This window comes from Streptomyces sp. P9-2B-2, from assembly GCF_030406865.1.
Lineage (GTDB): Bacteria > Actinomycetota > Actinomycetes > Streptomycetales > Streptomycetaceae > Streptomyces > Streptomyces platensis.
Window position 1 is genome coordinate 543,430 of sequence record NZ_CP129126.1, and the last position, 15,768, is coordinate 559,197.

16 protein-coding genes are annotated in these 15,768 nt (G+C 70.7%); 5 read left to right on the forward strand and 11 right to left on the reverse strand.

The features are described from left to right. Window positions 1–414 precede the first annotated feature (414 nt). Genes QT196_RS02500 through QT196_RS02520 form a run of 5 tightly spaced genes read left to right on the forward strand, consistent with a single transcriptional unit; the run spans window position 415 to window position 5,387 of the window. Window positions 415–1,941 (forward strand): PqqD family protein, encoded by a 1,527-nt coding sequence (locus QT196_RS02500; protein ID WP_248000989.1) that lies wholly within the window; start codon window positions 415–417, stop codon window positions 1,939–1,941. Continuing rightward, complete coding sequence (locus tag QT196_RS02505) at window positions 1,938–3,248, forward strand: ATP-grasp domain-containing protein (RefSeq protein WP_290354233.1); 1,311 nt, start codon at window positions 1,938–1,940, stop codon at window positions 3,246–3,248. The genes QT196_RS02500 and QT196_RS02505 overlap by 4 nt, the downstream gene beginning before the upstream one ends. A 6-nt stretch (window positions 3,249–3,254) precedes the next feature. Continuing rightward, on the forward strand, window positions 3,255–4,025 hold the full coding sequence (locus QT196_RS02510) for a hypothetical protein (protein ID WP_168477146.1): 771 nt from the start codon (window positions 3,255–3,257) through the stop codon (window positions 4,023–4,025). Further along, entirely contained in the window at window positions 4,012–4,821 is an 810-nt protein-coding gene (locus QT196_RS02515; protein ID WP_168477148.1) for a hypothetical protein, read from the forward strand. The genes QT196_RS02510 and QT196_RS02515 overlap by 14 nt, the downstream gene beginning before the upstream one ends. Then, on the forward strand, window positions 4,818–5,387 hold the full coding sequence (locus tag QT196_RS02520; protein WP_290354234.1) for a YbaK/EbsC family protein: 570 nt from the start codon (window positions 4,818–4,820) through the stop codon (window positions 5,385–5,387). The genes QT196_RS02515 and QT196_RS02520 overlap by 4 nt, the downstream gene beginning before the upstream one ends. Window positions 5,388–5,540: 153 nt before the next feature. On the opposite strand, the gene QT196_RS02525 is transcribed toward QT196_RS02520, so the two are convergent. The 11 genes from QT196_RS02525 to QT196_RS02575 form a co-directional block, all read right to left on the reverse strand. Continuing rightward, window positions 5,541–6,557, reverse strand: a complete 1,017-nt coding sequence (locus QT196_RS02525; protein WP_266735272.1) for an SDR family oxidoreductase — start codon at window positions 6,555–6,557, stop codon at window positions 5,541–5,543. Further along, a complete protein-coding gene (locus tag QT196_RS02530) occupies window positions 6,554–6,994 on the reverse strand; it encodes an SRPBCC family protein (RefSeq protein ID WP_168477154.1) in 441 nt (146 codons plus the stop codon). Before QT196_RS02530 ends, QT196_RS02525 begins: the two co-directional genes overlap by 4 nt. A 49-nt stretch (window positions 6,995–7,043) precedes the next feature. Then, window positions 7,044–8,201, reverse strand: a complete 1,158-nt coding sequence (locus QT196_RS02535) for an acyl-CoA dehydrogenase family protein (RefSeq protein WP_290354238.1) — start codon at window positions 8,199–8,201, stop codon at window positions 7,044–7,046. Continuing rightward, window positions 8,194–8,931 carry a hypothetical protein gene (locus QT196_RS02540; RefSeq protein ID WP_168477158.1) on the reverse strand — a complete coding sequence of 246 codons (738 nt, stop codon included), beginning with the start codon at window positions 8,929–8,931 and terminating at the stop codon, window positions 8,194–8,196. The genes QT196_RS02535 and QT196_RS02540 overlap by 8 nt, the downstream gene beginning before the upstream one ends. Next, a complete protein-coding gene (locus QT196_RS02545; protein WP_290354240.1) occupies window positions 8,928–10,046 on the reverse strand; it encodes an aminotransferase class I/II-fold pyridoxal phosphate-dependent enzyme in 1,119 nt (372 codons plus the stop codon). Before QT196_RS02545 ends, QT196_RS02540 begins: the two co-directional genes overlap by 4 nt. Continuing rightward, entirely contained in the window at window positions 10,043–11,368 is a 1,326-nt protein-coding gene (locus QT196_RS02550) for a radical SAM protein (protein WP_266735264.1), read from the reverse strand. The genes QT196_RS02545 and QT196_RS02550 overlap by 4 nt, the downstream gene beginning before the upstream one ends. A 100-nt stretch (window positions 11,369–11,468) precedes the next feature. Next, the gene (locus tag QT196_RS02555) at window positions 11,469–12,206 is read right to left on the reverse strand and encodes an HAD family hydrolase (RefSeq protein ID WP_290354242.1); all 738 of its coding nucleotides are present in this window, start codon (window positions 12,204–12,206) and stop codon (window positions 11,469–11,471) included. After that, window positions 12,203–12,985 (reverse strand): ABC transporter permease, encoded by a 783-nt coding sequence (locus tag QT196_RS02560; protein WP_266735261.1) that lies wholly within the window; start codon window positions 12,983–12,985, stop codon window positions 12,203–12,205. Before QT196_RS02560 ends, QT196_RS02555 begins: the two co-directional genes overlap by 4 nt. Further along, window positions 12,982–13,950, reverse strand: a complete 969-nt coding sequence (locus QT196_RS02565) for an ABC transporter ATP-binding protein (protein WP_266735259.1) — start codon at window positions 13,948–13,950, stop codon at window positions 12,982–12,984. The genes QT196_RS02560 and QT196_RS02565 overlap by 4 nt, the downstream gene beginning before the upstream one ends. Next, entirely contained in the window at window positions 13,940–14,479 is a 540-nt protein-coding gene (locus QT196_RS02570) for a hypothetical protein (RefSeq protein ID WP_266735257.1), read from the reverse strand. The genes QT196_RS02565 and QT196_RS02570 overlap by 11 nt, the downstream gene beginning before the upstream one ends. Continuing rightward, window positions 14,476–15,519, reverse strand: coding sequence for a hypothetical protein (locus tag QT196_RS02575; protein ID WP_290354243.1), 1,044 nt, complete (start codon window positions 15,517–15,519; stop codon window positions 14,476–14,478). The genes QT196_RS02570 and QT196_RS02575 overlap by 4 nt, the downstream gene beginning before the upstream one ends. Window positions 15,520–15,768: the final 249 nt, after the last annotated feature.

Below are 15,768 nucleotides of genomic sequence, written 5' to 3' on the forward strand. Positions count from 1 at the left end.
ACGAATAGCGGGACGGCCACATCGTCCTGCGGCGGGGTCATTGACAAGTCCGGGAATGATGATCAAGAGTAGGCCCGGACGGCGAAGTAAGTAAGCGCTGTCGATTCCGGACCGGAGCAGTTCCGGATGGCTTCTTATTTCTCCCGCCCAGCTGATGGAGATATCGCCAAAGGACACCACTAAAGCGGCTGGCTCACCAACGGGTATTCCATGTATAGACATCCGGCACGCTGAGCTGAACTCCCTTCTTTTAGCGCTCAGACAGCCGGAGATCCCGTCCGTCCGGGTCCTTTACCTTTCCTTTCCTTTCCTTTGGCATATCGCCGGCCCACCAGACCAGTTTCTTCATGCCACGCGCCTGCCATCGGTGCGGGCTCACCCCCCTCGTTCGGTTGAAAGAGGTTCTTGTCCCTCATGACAATTGACGCGTCCACGCCCACGTCCTCAGCGGCGCCCGACCATGCCTCGGCCCTCCGGGAGCTGCGCACCGTCCTGTCCGCGGAAAATTACGAAGGCGCCGTCCGCTGCGCGGGCCGTCTCTACGACGCCCTCCCCGACAAGGACCAACTCGCCCGCAACGTCGTCCTGGTGGCCTACGGCGGCGGCAAGGACAGCTCGTACACCCTCGCCTTCGTCCGGACGATGCAGCTCATCCTCTCCCAGGAGCACGGCGCGACGTTCCGGATGCGGGTGGCCACCAACCGGCACGCGGGCATGCCGCAGGCCGTGATGGACAACATCGACCGCGCCTACCGCTCCCTGCACCTGCTGAACGACCCCGACTGCGAACTGCTGCTGATCGACGGGCAGCAGGTGCGGACCTTCGACGCCGCGCTGCCGCAGACCGACGACGTCGTGGGACGCAACCGGCTCGACATTCTGATGACCGGCCACCGCACGGCCGCCGACGCCCGCCCCACGTTCTGCAACGCCTGCAACCTGAGCATGGTCAACTCCTTCGGCCTGGCCGCGGGGCACAACGGCGGCGTCGACCTGATCATCACCGGCGACTCCCAGCAGGAGCAGCGGGACTACTACCTGTGGGTCACCCGGCTCGCCCGGAAGTTCGGGCTCCAGCCCCCGCGCGACATGCGCGCCGGCTTCCAGGGCTTCCTCGCCTCGCTCAACAACATCTCGCAGGCGTACTTCGCCGACATCCACGGCGCCGACGCACCGGACATCATCGCCGAGCACGCGATCACCACCGACGTCCGCACCGGTCTGGAGTTCTTCTCGATCTACGACGACACGGCGTACGCCTCCGGCGACCACTGGGAGCTGCTCACCGAATTCCTGGGCTTCCGCTTCGACGACATCGCCTTCAGCTTCACCGAGTCCGACTGCGGCAACCCCGCGCTGATGGCGCATCTGCGCGCCCTCAAGGTTGAACACCGCTACGGCCAGTCGTACGCCGAAGGTCTCGCCGGATACGTCGAGTTCGCCCTCTCCCTCATGCAGAAGAAGGAGTTCCCGCCGCAGCTCATGGAGATCATGCGGGAGCGCTACGAGGGCCGGGCCGACCAGATGCGGGCGGCCATGGACGCCTACGCCGCCCAGGCGTACGGCTTCACCGAGGAGCAGCTCGTCGCCATGGTCCACGCGCCGTTCACGGAGAAGGGCACGAACCTGGAGACGTACCTGGCCGCCGAGCAGCAGGACCTCCTCCCCCACGCCCCGCTCATCCACCAGCTCCTGGGCGGTTCGGCCCCGACGGCGGACGAGGAGACCGTCCGCATCACCGAACGCCTGGAAGGGCTCACCGGCCTGACGCTGGATCAGTTAATGGTGCTCTACGGCAGCTCCCTCCGCCTGCCGAGCCTGACCCCCGCCGGCGGCGAGCTGATCGACGCCATCCTCGAAGGTGACCCGCACAAGCAGGTCGTCCACACCCGGCACAGCGCCGAGGGCCCCGTCGTGCCCGAGCTGCTCTCCGGCCGGTGACCGTGACCGCGGGAAACCCCCCGGGGGACTTCGTACAAGTAGGCGCCACCCGCGACGGTCTGGAACCGTATCTGGATGCCGCCCACCGCCGCGGCATGCGGACGGTGCTGGTGGAGACGCCCGCCTATCTGCGCTGGCGCAAGCTGCTCGGACGGCGGGAGTTCGAGGTCGAGGTGGCCGTTGAGCGGCCGCAGGACCCGGACGCCGTCCGTGCGGCACTCGGCGCCGCCGGCGTCGCACCCGCCCTCGTCCTGACCGGGTTCGAGCGCTATGTGTACGCCGGATTCGCCCTGGCCCGTGCGTTGCGCGTGGCACCGTGGCCGGACGTGGGCGACACCTTCCGGCCGCTGGACAAGCGCGAACAGCGCGAGGCCCTGCTGGCCGGCGCTCCGCAGGTGGCCCAGCCCGGCTTCGTCCCGCTGGGCCCCGACGTCGGGGACGCCGCGGACCGGCTCGGCGGCGGGGACGCCGCGGACCAGCTCGGCTTCCCGCAGGTCATCAAGCCGGCGGACGGCGGTGGTGGGCTCGGCGTACTGCTGGTGGACGGCGCCGCACAGCGCCACCGCGCCCTGGACCGCGTCGGCGCCCTGGTCAACTACGGCGGCGGCGCGTTCTCCGGCATCGTGGCGGAGGAGTTCGTCAAGGGTCCCGAGTTCTCGCTCCAGGGCGTCGCCCACGAGGGCAGCGCCGTGCTCCTGAGCGTATGCGAGAAGCTCACCTGTCTCGAAGAGGTACCCGACGAGCCCGGCCTGTCGGGCTTCCGCGAGGTGGGCCATGTGGCCCGGCCCGGCGACGGCGCCCCGCCCGCACTGCAAGAACTGGCGCAGGCTTGCCTGGACGCCACCGGCTACCGCGCGGGCCCCTTCCACGTCGACGTCATCCAGGGCCCCGACGGTCCGGTCTTCGTCGAGATGGGATTCCGGCTCTCCGGGGGCGGACTGGTGGCGCTCGTCGAGAAGGCGACCGGTGCCGACTGGGCGGAACTGGCCTTCCACACCCACCTCGGCGACGCTCCGGTACGACCGGACGGCGCGGGCGGCACCGGCATCGCCGGCCAGATCTCGGCCGTGTCGGAACAGGAGCTGGCGGCCGCCGAGGCCCTCCAGGAGCCGGGCCTGACCGTCGAGATCCAGCTCGCCGCTCCCCCACCGGACCCCGCCGCGCTTCCCGCGGACGACCTGCCGGTGCTCGCCTCCGACCTCGCCCGGCACACCGGCGCGGCCGGCCGGGTCGTCCTCAGCGGTGGCCCCGGCGACCGGATCCCCGCCCTGCTGCATTCACTCGTTGCCGACCGATTGCGAGGCTGACCTGCCATGTGCCGACTCATCGTGGCCGCAGGGGACTTCCGGGCCACGGACATCCTGGCCGCCGCCGAAGCGATGAGCTGTGGCCGTACCGCCGACCACGACGGCCCCACCGATGTGCACCCCAACGGCTGGGGCGCGGTATGGCGCCAGTCGGACGCGCCGTTCGGTCTGGGGCTCCATCGGGACGTACGCCCGCTCACCGAGAGCTTCCGCGAGTCGCCCGTACCGGACCTCTCCACCGATTTCCTGGCGGTGCACGCCCGCCACGCCACCCTGGCCAAGAATCACGGCCCGCGCTTCACCCACCCCCTGGAACGCTCCGGCGGCTCCGTCCCCTGGCTGTTCATGCACAACGGCTTCCAGCCGACCGTCCACCAGCTGCTCGGCATGGCGGAATCGGAGTTCGACTCCCGCGAATACTTCGACTACATCGTCCCCGCCGGCACCCGCCGGCTGGACGAGGCGAAAACCCTCGAACGGCTCACCTCCATTCCCAGAGGCGGCAGTTCGGGTAACGCCATCGCGGTGAACCCCTACTCCGCCTACGTCATCCACTGGACCTCCCCGGACACCCTCGCGCCGCGTTACTTCGGCATGTACCGGCTCCAGACCGACCGCTGCCTGGTGATCGCCTCGGAAGTGATCCCGGACCTCGCCCCCGCGGACCACTGGGAACCGCTCAAGCCGGACAGCGTCACGGAGATCCCCTGGACGACGGGGCTGCCTCCCCGCAACCGCTACGACCTCGAAGGAGCACCGACCCATGCCCACGACTGACAACTGGACCCACATCGTCATCGACGGCGCCGCGGAGCGCCCCGACGCCGATCTGCTCCGCCGGCTCGCCCACGGTGAGACCGCCGTAGTCGTACTGCGCAACCTGCTGCCCGCCGAGGTGTTCGCCGACAACCGCACCCGCATCGGCAAGCTCTTCGCCAACGCCTCCACGACGAGCTACGCCAACGGCGCCCTCACCACCATCGGCCCGTACCTGGCCAAGTACCTCCAGGACCTGGACGGCTACTTCCAGGCCGCCGACGAGGCCAAGGACATGCTGGACACGGCCGGGTTTGACCTCGCCGACCAGGTCCGCGCCGGGCTCAGGGACGCCTTCGGCCTCGACGCGGTCTCGGTCGCGCAGGAGCCGGACGGCCGCGACTACGCGGCTTCCGTCGTCCGCATCCACGCCGACGGCGTCCGCAACCCCCTGCACAACGACAACATCATGCGGGACGCCCAGGGCACCGGCATCGCCCTCACCGACCTCGCGTACCAGCTGAGCTGCGTGGTCTGCCTGCAAGAGTGCGACGAGGGCGGCGAGCTGCGCATGTACCGCAAGCCCTGGGAGCCCGTGGACGAGCAGTACAAGATCCAGGACGGTCTCGGCTATGACGAGGCCGTGGTCGACGGCTACCCCTGCTGCGAGTTCAAGCCGCAGGCCGGAGACGTCTACCTGATCAACCCCACCCGATACCACTCCATCGAGCGGGTCACCGGCGCCGACCGCCTCACCATGGGCTTCTTCATGGGTTTCGCCGACGACGCGCTCCATTCCGCGGTGGTGTGGGGATGACGGCACACACGGTCTCGCCCGACGCCCCCGCACAGCCGGTCCCGACGGAGCCCGCGGACAGCACACCCGGCACGACCTCCGCCCGGCTGCTGGCCCTCCTCCAGGACGGCCAGGCTCGTCACCGCCTCATCGAACATGCCCCGGAGGGCCGGACGGACGTGGTCAGCGCACTCCGCGGGAACGCCCTGGACCAGGCGGCCAAGTGCATCGTGGTGCGCGTCAAGGTCACCAAGAAGTCCTCGCGTTACGCCCTCGCCGTCGTCCCCGGCGACCGGCGCGTGGACCTGGCCCGGCTCAAGGAACTGTACGACGCACGCCATGTCTCCTTCGCCGACCAGGCCACCGCGGAACGCCTGTCCAGCTGTGTCAGCGGCTCCATCGTCCCGTTCTCCTTCGACCCCGAGCTGGAGCTGATCGTCGACCCCGGCCTGCTGGAACACCAGGAGATCTTCTTCAACGCGGCCGAGCTGGACCTGTCCCTCGCCCTGCACACGGAGGACTACCAGCGGCTGGCCACCCCGCGGGTAACGCCCATCGCGGAGCCCCTGGCAGGGGCCGCAACATGACGGCGATGCCGACGGCAGCAGTGGCGGCTTCGGAACGGCGGCCGGCCCAGTCCAAGGTGCACCGCACCTAGCGACGACGCGCAATGTGGACCCCGTCGGGGGTGGGAATGCCCCAGCCGCCGACGGGGTTCACGCGCGAGGCGGCAGACCGGCTCAAGGACACCAGGGCCTCGGTACCCGGCGAGCGGTCGCCGCGTGGGTTTCCGCCCAGCGGCGGATGGAGCGGTACAGCGTGGAGGTGATGGGCTCCGTCTGGTGTGTCACCTCGAAGGGGTCGGTGATCGACAGGTAGCTCTGGTACGCCTGGAAGGCCGTGACGCGCAGGAGCTGCGCCCGGTCCAAGTAGGCCCGTGCGAACGGTAGGTAGAAACGGTTCCACTGGTCCGCCGAGACATAGCGCAACTGCTCCAGCTCGGGCACACCGTTCTCCGCGCGCCAGCTGTTGAGCGCGGCCAGGAGGGTGTGGAACGCCTTCGCCACGCGCGGTGCGCCGGCGCCGCGGCCCAGTACCGAGAGCCTGACTCCGGCCGGCCGGTCTGCTCCGACCAGTTGTCGGATGTGCTCGGCGATGTCGTCGGTGCTGACGATGTCGAGGTACGCGTCCGGGTCGCCGACCAGCGCGGGGACGGCCCCGGTGCACAGCGATGACGGCAGCCAGAAAAAGCCGCTGTACCGGTCCAGGTAGCCGTCCGCGCGCGCCCCCATCACGATGGGGAAGCGCACGATGTCGGCCGTCACGCACTCGTCGGCGATCAACCGCTCGGCGGCGGCTTTGGACCATTCGTAGGTGTTCCGGTACGCGTCGGACGCGGTGGCCGCCACGCTGCCGGTCAGGCCGGTCGCGTAGGAGGACGACAGATGAATGAGGTGGGTGTGCTCGTCCATCCACTTCAGCAAGGCGCGCAGCGGCGCCACATTCGCCTGCTCCGACGCCTCGGCCGAGAGGTTCCAGCGGGTGTCGGCGGCGCAGTGGACCACCGCGTGCCAAGGGCCACGCAGCGCGTCGGGGGGCTCCTCGGTGCCGATGCGCCAGGCGAGTTGGCGCGGGGAGCGGCCGCCGCGGCTGCTGACCCCGTACGCGTCGTGGCCCGCCGAGGTCAGCCGGCGCAGTACGGCGCCGCCGACCGCTCCGGTGGCACCCGTGACGAGAATGCGCGCGGGGGAAGTCACGAGACGACGAGCCGCCTCTCGATCGCCCGGAGCATCTGCTCGGAGTTCTCCCGCAGTGCCTTGGTGGCGACCGGGTTCAGCATGTCGGCCAGCAGCGGGATGCCGATCTCGAAGTCCACGGAGAACGTCACGAGCGACGCGTCGGCGTCCTGCGGATCCACCCGCCAGTAACCGGTGAACCGGTCCAGGTCCCCGGATATCTGATTGAATGTCATGGTGCGTGTCGTCTCGTCGAGTTGATCCTCCTCGACCCACTCAAGGACCGACCCTTTGAGGAGCACCGACCATTCGCTCACACGCTTGCCGTGCGAGGCGCCACGTACCGTCACCGACTCGACGTTCTCCATGTACGCGGCGTAGTCCTCCAGCCGGGTGACGGCTCGCCACGTCTCCTCGGCCGGTGCCTGGATGCGCAGATTCACTTCGACATGGGGCATTGCTGGCTCTCTCTTCCTCGCGGACGGTTCTCCGGGGGTGAAGACCGGCTCAACCGGCCGGATCGAAGCTGATCTCACGGCCCGTGCAGTGGTCTCCGACGACTTGGTCGCAGACGAGCAGACTCGGCGGATGGTGGTGCGCGGCCAGGGAGTCGACCAGGAGCTTCGCGGCGGGCTGGTCGCGGGTGTACAGGCGGCTTCCGACCACGGGGGTGACGGCGGACACGACGCGGTCCCGTACGTCGCTGAGCGTGGCGCGCAGCGCGATGGCCGCTGCGAGGGCCGCGCGGCCGGAGAGTCCGCCGTCCTCGAAATCGCGGCCGAGCTGACGGCAGGCACCGCCGAGTGTCAGCAGTTCCCTGGTGGCGCGGCCCAGCAGGGAAACCCGCGCACCGTACCGGCCGGAGCCGGTCACCTGCCGGTAGGCCAGGTCGAGCAGGGCGCTGAGGACTCCGTGATAGGTGGCGCTGAGCAGCACCGAGAACCAGACCATTCCGGAGATCACCGTGTCGTCGATGACATCGGCCGGGCCCCGGTGGAAGACCAGGCGGTCGTCGATGTCGACGTCCCGGAGCACCAGTTTGGCCGTGTCCGATGCGGTCATGCCCATGGACGGCCAGTCGCCTTCCACCGTGACGCCCGGGGAGGCCGCGGGGCACAGGGCGAGGATGGTCTCGTCCGTTGCCTCGACGCGGGCGGTCAGGCACACCAGTGTGGCGGTGGACGCCAGTGAGCAGGGGTACTTCACCCCGGAGACCCGGTAGCCCTTTCCGGTCTCCACCGCCGACGAGCGGCTGCTCATGAAATTGGGGCTGCCGCCCGGCTCCGCGAAGGCGGACGCGACGAGAGCGTGCGACCCGGCGATGCCCTCCAGCAGCATCCAGCTGGTGTCGCGGTGGCGCTGCCAGTAGTCGGCCATCAGCCCCACGGTGAACGAGTGCATGTTCAGGGCGATGGCGGCGGACGGGTCGACGGCGCCCAAGGTGCGCTGTGCGGCGGCCACTTCGACCAGTCCGGCACCGGCACCGCCGAACTCCCGGGGGATCGCGAGTGCGGCGAAGCCGCTCGCGGCCACCTGCCGGATCCGGTCCGGGCCCGAGGCGCCGTCCGGCCCACCGCCCGGCGCCCCATCGGTGTGCCAGTCGGTGTGCCAGCCGGAGTCGAGCAGCGCCCTGTGGGGTGGCGGCTCCTCTGCGCGGTTACCCATGCTCAGGTGCTCCTCTCCTGGTCCGGTCGGGTCTCGCGGGACGGCTGGCTCGCGGGACGGCTGACGGGGCGGCTGACGGGACGGTCGGGACCGGATGGCCGTGGTGGCGGCGCTGTGCGCAGGTGCACACGAACGGCGGTCGGCTCCCGGCCGGAGCAGCAGCGGGCAGCGGGCGGGCTCGCGCCGAGAGATGCCGCAGCAGCCGCTCCGCCGAGCGCCGGCTGCGGCAGCGCAGGACGGGTGCGGCGCAGGCCGCCAGCGCGGGGTGCATCGCGCGCAGTTCGCGGCCGCGGAATCCGGCGGCCTTGCGTACGAGGGCGGTGAGGCTGCGCACCGGTGGGTCGTCCGCCGCCAGTCCGGCGGGCAGGTAGTCCCCGGGCTGCCGCCCCCGCAGCGTGTCGCGGCGCAGCCGCAGGGAGCGGCGCACCAGAGCCACCGCGCACAGCCACGGGTGCCGGTCGAGGAGGACCACGGCGTCGGCCCGCTCGACGCGCTGCCGGACGGTGCCGGCGAAGTTGCCGTCGATGATCCAGTACGGCCCTGCGGTGAGCCGCTCCACCGTCCGCTCCCACTCCGGCGTCGAGGGTCTGCGCCAGCCCGGTCGCCAGTACGCGTCGTCAAGGTGGATCAGCGGCAGACCGGTGCCGTCCGCCAGGGCGTGGCTGAAGGTCGACTTGCCGCTGCCGGGGCTGCCCAGCACCACGATCCTGCGCGCCACCGTGCGGGTCATCGCAGGGCCACCGGGTCGTTCATCAGCGCGGCCACCTTCCGCATCGTGGGCGCGTCGGCAAGGGAGACGCGCAGGCACCCCTCCAGTCCGGGCACGTCGTCGAGCGGGCGGATGCGCACCCCGTGGCTGTCGAGGTGGCGTGCCATCCGCAGGGGCAGGGCGCGATCGCCGGTGCGGAACGTCACGAAGTTGCCACCCGGGTCGAGTGCGGTCCACTCCGGGTGTGCGGCGAGGACCTCCCGGGCGAAGTCGGCGCGGATGGCCCGTACGTCGCGCCACACGTCGGTGAACCCGTCCACGTTGCCGATGAGGGTGTGCAGCAGCGCCAAGGCCGTGGACGAGACCGTGCTGTCCGGCCGGAACCGGGAGAGGTAGGACACCAGCGCGGGCGACCCGAAGACCGACGCGATCCGCGCCCCGGCGAGTCCGAAGGTCTTGGAGTACGAGTGGAGGACCAGCAGGTGTGGCGACGAGGCGACCAGCGGGACGTGTGTGATGCCGCAGAAGGCGCCGTAGCACTCGTCGACGACGAGCAGATGGCCCGCGCGCCGTGCACGTTCGGCGGTTTCCGCCATCTCCGCCGGGGACAGGGCGAGGCCGGACGGGCTCGCCGGATTGGTGACCACCACCACCGCCGGGGGGTGGTCCGCCATCGTGCGGTGCAGTGCGGCCAGGTCGAGGCGGGAGGCGCCGGTCTCCAGTGCGGCACAGCCCACGACGGGCACGGCGCGCAGGGCTGCGTAGTAGCGCCAGCTCTCGAAGGCCGGCTCGTGCAGGACCAGGCTCCCGCCGCCCGTCGCCAGGGCGTCCACCACGAGGCCGACGGCGGAGTCGGAGCCGGCGGTGAGCAGAATGCCGGACGGGTCGTGACCGTGGAGGTCGGCGAGCGCGGTCACCAGCTTCTGCTGGTACGGGTAGTACATCAGGTCCGCGGTGCCGAGCCGGTGCGCCGCCGCGGACACGAGCTCGGCCGCCGCGGGGTGGCGCAGTTCGCAGCTCTTCAGGTTCAGCACACCGGCCCGCTGTCGGCGGGGCTCCCAGGGCAGCCCCCACACCGCCGGCCGGGTGGGGAACGGCACGGCGTCCGCGTGCGGTGCGGCCGATCGCGGGCTCATGCTCCGCTCCGGGCGGCGGCCGTGGGTATCCGCTCGTGCACGGACGTCACCCGGCTCTCCCGGCCGAACAGGAAGTCGTAGAGGCCGTCGTCCGGTGCCTGGGACGAGTCCGCGATCAAGTGACGGTTGTACCTGCTGATCTGCAGCGGTGTCATGGACGGCGTCATGTCGTGCAGACGCGTGTACATCGTGGGGCGGAAGCGCGCGCCCACCTGCTCCACCAGTTTCCGGGTGCGCAGGGCGCCCTCCGGTCCGGTGCCGGGCAGACCGATGATCACGAAGGCGTTGAGCTCGATGCCCGCCCGGGTGCACTGCTCCGCGAGTTCCCGGAATCTCTCCTCCTCGATCCGCTTGGCCCGGGGCAGGGAGCCGTGGCCGTCCGGTTCGAGGGTCTCCAGGCCCACCGAGATGCGTACGCAGCCCGCTCCGCCCATCGTCGCCACCAGGTCGGCGTCGAGATGGTGGACCGTCGTGGCGCATTTCCAGCGGGGCGACACGGGGCCCGCCAGGAACCGTGCGCACAGCTCGCGCACCCACCGCTTGTCGAGCGTGAACGTCGGCGCGTAGAAGGAGACGTACTCGAAGGGCAGGGCGCGCAGGCTCTCCTCGATGTACGCGACGGTCGCGTCCACGGACAGCCGCCGCTCGCGGAGCCCGAAGATCTCGTGCACCTCACAGAACTCGCAGCCGATGGGGCAGCCGCGGGCCACCGGGACCACCAGTTCACGGCGGAACGGGATGCCGCAGAACTTGTCCTCGTCGCGCGCGTAGAGCCGGTCGTAGTGCTCGTACGGGATCTCCCGCACCTCGGGCAGCGTCCACGCCTCGGGGGCCAGGCTGTCGCCATCGCGCGAGGGCGGTTCCCAGCGTTCCCCGTCGCGTACGGCCACGCCGGGCAGGGCCGCGTGCGGGGTACCGGCGGCGAGGGACTCGATGTAGTGCGCGACCCCCGGTTCGTAGTCACCGGAGCAGACGATGGCGTCCAGCCCGTACCGCTGGAAGAAGCCGGGGTTCATGCTGCTCAGGCGGCCGAAGGTGAGCAGACGGCTGTCCGGGGACAGTTCGCGGGCGTAGGCGGTGAACCGTTCGAAGCCGTCGACGGCGTCGAAGTCGTTCATCATCGCGATGACGTCGTAGCGGCCCTGGTAGAGGAGATCGCCGATCGCCTTCCAGTGCGTGTTGAGCACCCCGGCGTCCCGCACGTCGACCCGCTCCACCGACGGCAGTCGGCGCAGGTGCCCGGCCGTCATGTACAGCGGGGTGTGGTGGCCTGCGTTGAAGTAACTCGGTACATGGGGAGGCCAGATGACCAGGACTCTCACAGAGAACTCCTTCGGCATGGCGCGGGGTGGCAGCGCGGGACGGGCCATGCGGTGCGAGGTGCCGATGTGTCGTCAAAAGTAGCCGTGGACGACCGGTCGATCAGCGGGTGTTTCTCTGTACGGAACGGATTTCCGGCGCATCACGGGACAGCAGCGTGTAGAGACCGTCGAAGTCCGGGCGGCCGGGATCCACCGGCACCACCTCCCAGCCGAGCCGGCGGGCCGGGGTGAGGTCGTTGTCGTCGGAGTCGCCGACCATGATCCGGCGCCCGAACGGGCCGGCCGTGATCAGCTCGAAGGCCCGGGCGTCGGGCTTCTTCGGTCCGCCGTCGGCGGTGAACAGGGCCCGGTCGTACACCTGGGGGACCTTGAGGCCGGTCAGCAGGCGGCGCATCAGCTCGCCGGGGAGATAGCAGTTCGACAACAGCCGGACCGTGTGCCCGGCCGCGGCAGTGCGGCGCATGGCCTCGGCGGCCGGCTCGCACAGCGCGTACCGGTCGTCGTCCTCGCAGCCGAGGGCCCGCCACAGCGCCCGGTCGAGGTCTGGTGCCGGGCGGATCACGCCCCGGGCCCGCAGGGCGGAGTCGAGCAGGCCGCGGGTGGGCGGCTGGAGGGCCGACTTGTCGACGAGGGCGGTGTACAGCGTGCCGAACACCTCCTGCACGATCTCGTCGGCCAGCCTCCGGTCCAGGACGAGCGCGTCGGCGACCGCCAGGGTGAAGTCGTCGGGGCCCGGCATGGGGCGCCGCTCGGTGACGATCGTGCCGAAGCAGTCGAAGACCACCACTGTCGCGCCGGGTGCCATGTCGTCCCCCGCATCCGTGATGCCATCCGTCATGACCACGAGACCTTCCGGTGCTCGAAGCGGAAGAAGGTCAGCGTCACCGCGGCGAAGACGGCGGAGAAGCCGAGCAGCACCACCACGGGCAGCAGCACCGCACCGGCGCCGCCGCCGTCGATGACGACGGCCGTGAAGCCGCGCATCGCCCAGTAGCTGGGCACTCCCGGTGCGAGCGGCCGCGCCCAGTCCGGCAGGGCGGACAGCGGTGTCAGCGCGCCGCCGAGGCCGGCGAACAGCAGTGCCGCGAGGTTCGCGAACACGGCCAGCTGGGACACCGTCCGGCACAGCGACACCAGCGCCATGCCGAACATGACCACACAGAGCGCCAGTGCGGCGCCGACCGCCACGAGCGCCGGCCACGACCCATTGATCCGCAGGTGGTAGACGAGCCCGCCGGTCAGGAACACCACGGATAGTTGCAGCATGGCCATGCCCAGCGGGACGACGACCCGGCCGGCCACGACCTCGCCGGGCCGGGCCAGTCCCGCCCGGAGCCGGTCCCAGGTCTTCCACCCGTGCTCCCGGAAGACCCCGAAGCCCACCAGGTTCACCAGGAAGAAGGTGAACATGACCGCCATGCCGGGCACCGCCTGCTCCGCGCCCGTGGCGCCCGCGACCCGGTCGGCCCGCAGCGCCGTGCGGAAGAGGGGCTGCATGAACCCCATGAGGAGCAGGGGCATCACGGTACGGACGAGCAGGGGTGCCGGGTCGCGGAGTTGGAGCCGGATGTCGTGCCGGACCAGAGCGGCGATCCGTCCCGGCGATCCCTCGTTCATGGGGTGTCCTCCTCGGCGGCCGCGTCGTACCGGCGTCCTGTGACCCGCAGAAACACACTGTCCAGACTGGGCTGGACGAGCCGGAGGTTGACCAGTTCGCCGGCCGCATCACCGAGGGCCGCCATCACCTGCGGCACGGCCAGATGCGGCTGCTCCACCGTCACCCGCAGGACCCGGCCGTCGCGCACCGCGGGCCACGGCAGGGACAGATCGGGCGGACCGCCGGAGAACGAAAGCTCCACGCCGCTGTCGCCGTACTGCCGCACCAGTTCCTTCAGCGTGCCGCGGGCCACCATGCGGCCGCCGTTCAGCACGGCGACGGAGCCGTCGAGCGTCTCCACCTCGGGCAGGTAGTGCGTGGAGTAGCAGATGGCCGTGCCCTCGGCCGCCATGGTGCGGACCATGGCCAGGAGCTGTTCACGGGTCTGGACGTCCACCCCGGCCGTCGGCTCGTCCAGCAGCAGCAGGGGCGGCCGGTGCACCAACGCCATCGCGGTGTGCACGCGTCGCTGTTGCCCGCCGGACAGCACGGACGCCCGTCGACCGAGCAGTTCGGTCAGGCCCAGGGGCTCGGCGACCTCCTCGATGCGGCGGTCGGCGGCGCGGCCGCGCAGTCCGGCCAGCTCCGCGAAGAACAGGAGGTTCTGCCGCACCGTCAACGGCGGGTAGAGGCCCAGCTCCTGGGGCGCCAGCCCGATGCGGCGCCGGGCCTCGTGCGGTGCGCGCACCGGGTCCCTGCCGAGCACCCGGATGTACCCGGTGTCCGGCCGCAGCAGCCCCGCCACGAGGGACATCAGAGTCGTCTTTCCGGCGCCGTTGTGCCCGAGCAGGCCCACGATCTCCCCCGGCGCGATGTCCAGATCCACCTCGCTGAGCGCCGTCAACTGCCCGTATCTCTTGGTGATGTCGTGCAACACCAGGGCCGGGCCGTCGGGGCGAGCGGCGGTACGGGGTTCAGTCGGCACGCCGGGTCCAGTTGCTCGGCATGACGTCCGGCAGGCCGAGCCGCTCCAGATGGGGCGACCAGGTGCGGGCCAGTTTGAAGCCCTTCATCAGACCGCTGCCGGCCCGGACGTCGGGCAGCTTCTGCGGATAGCCCAACTTCCCTTCGGTGACGTCCAGATGGTCTTGTAACCGGTCCAGCCACTCCCGGCCCCGACCCTCGGGGATGTCCTCCAGCCCGGCAGCGGCCAGCCGCAGACCGTCCTCGACGTCCTCGGCCGGCACTCCGGCGAACGGGTCGAAGCTCGCCTGCTCGCCGGTGTAGACCAGTTCGCCATGGGTGCGCAGCCCCCGTACGGAGAGGGAGAGCTGCACCAGGTCGTAGGCCATGAGGACCGCGACCTCGGGCTGTCCCGCCGCTACCGCGCCCTCGACATCCTCCTGGGCGGCACGGCACTTCAGCAGCAGGCGCACCGCTCCATGGGCACGGAACGCCATGAGCCGGCGCACATCCGGCAGCGGCTCATGGGCCGTGGTCTCCGATGCCGTCATCGTCCCGCCACCCCCTCCTGCGACACCGCCACGCCGAGCCACAGCATGTCGTGCACGAACAGCCGCTTGAGGTCCGCGGGCGGGTCGGCACCGGGCGGCCCCGACCAGAGGATGTCGTCGGTTCCGGCGGGCGGCAGGTCGGTGCGCGAGACCTCCAGCGCGCGCAACTGCCAGCGGTCGACCACCGTACGGTCGTCCAGCCGTGCCGTACCGATACCGGTCGCCCAGCGCAGCACGGTATGCAACGGCGCCTCGGGCGTGGCCAGTTCATGGACGAGGCCCACGCAGCGCGCCACCCGGTCGAGGGGGGCGAGCGGGGGTGTGAGGACCTCGCGCAGGAGAGCGAGGGAGGCATGGTCCCCGGCGGCCCTGAGCTTCTCACCGATCCACTTCTCGGTGAAGTAGATCTGTCCGGCGGCAGCGGCGCGGGCGTTCAGGGCGGCCACGACGGCCTCCCTGCCCCGTACCGCGGCCACCATCGGCCGCTCGTCGGCGAGCAGTTGGGCGGCGCGGGCCAGCCGGTGTGCCTCGACCGTCCACCACTGCTCGACCACCCGCGCGAGCCAGGGCGCCCGCAGGCCGGTGTGCCAGCTCTGCCACGGCCCCGTGGCGAGCAGTTCCAGTCCGAGGGCCAGTCTGCTCGCGGTCTTGATGGTGCGGCGCCGGTGGTTCCACGCCTCCTGGGTGACCGTGGCGAAGCGGGGCCAGGTGCTGTCGCGGAGGTGCGCGGTGCGGTCCCGGACCGCGCTCGCCTGACGGATGTTGACGTCGATCAGGGTGCCGTGCTGGTGCGACTGGATGGGGAACCTGGTGAGGTGATCGTTCTCGACGAGGACCAGCAGATCGAGGTCGCTGCGGTGGTTGCCGAACCCGGCCAGGACGGACCCGGCGGCCACCGCGAGGGCCGGCCGGCCGAGGCCCTGATCGGTCTCACCGATCACCGCGCCGATGTCGAGGCCGCGTTCCTCCAGGAACTTCTTCAGGCGCCCTTCGAGAACGTGCCGCTCCGGAAAGGCGGCCGGTGCACAGGTGTGTTCCATGAGGTCTGGGGCCTCCCGGCGGCGGCTTGACGAGGAGCAAGAGAGCTGGGGAGCGGACTTCCTCGGGCCCGACAGCCCGGTCACCGTAGGCAGGCGGCAGAGGGCGCGGCAAGGCGGACCGGGAAGTGTTCCGGTGCGCGGAACAGCCCTTATCCGGCAAGCGGACGACCGGTACAACTTGCCGAGGCAGAACTGCCGCCACGGCTCGACGCCATTGAGTCATCACCTGTCACCTCATGAATCCCATGT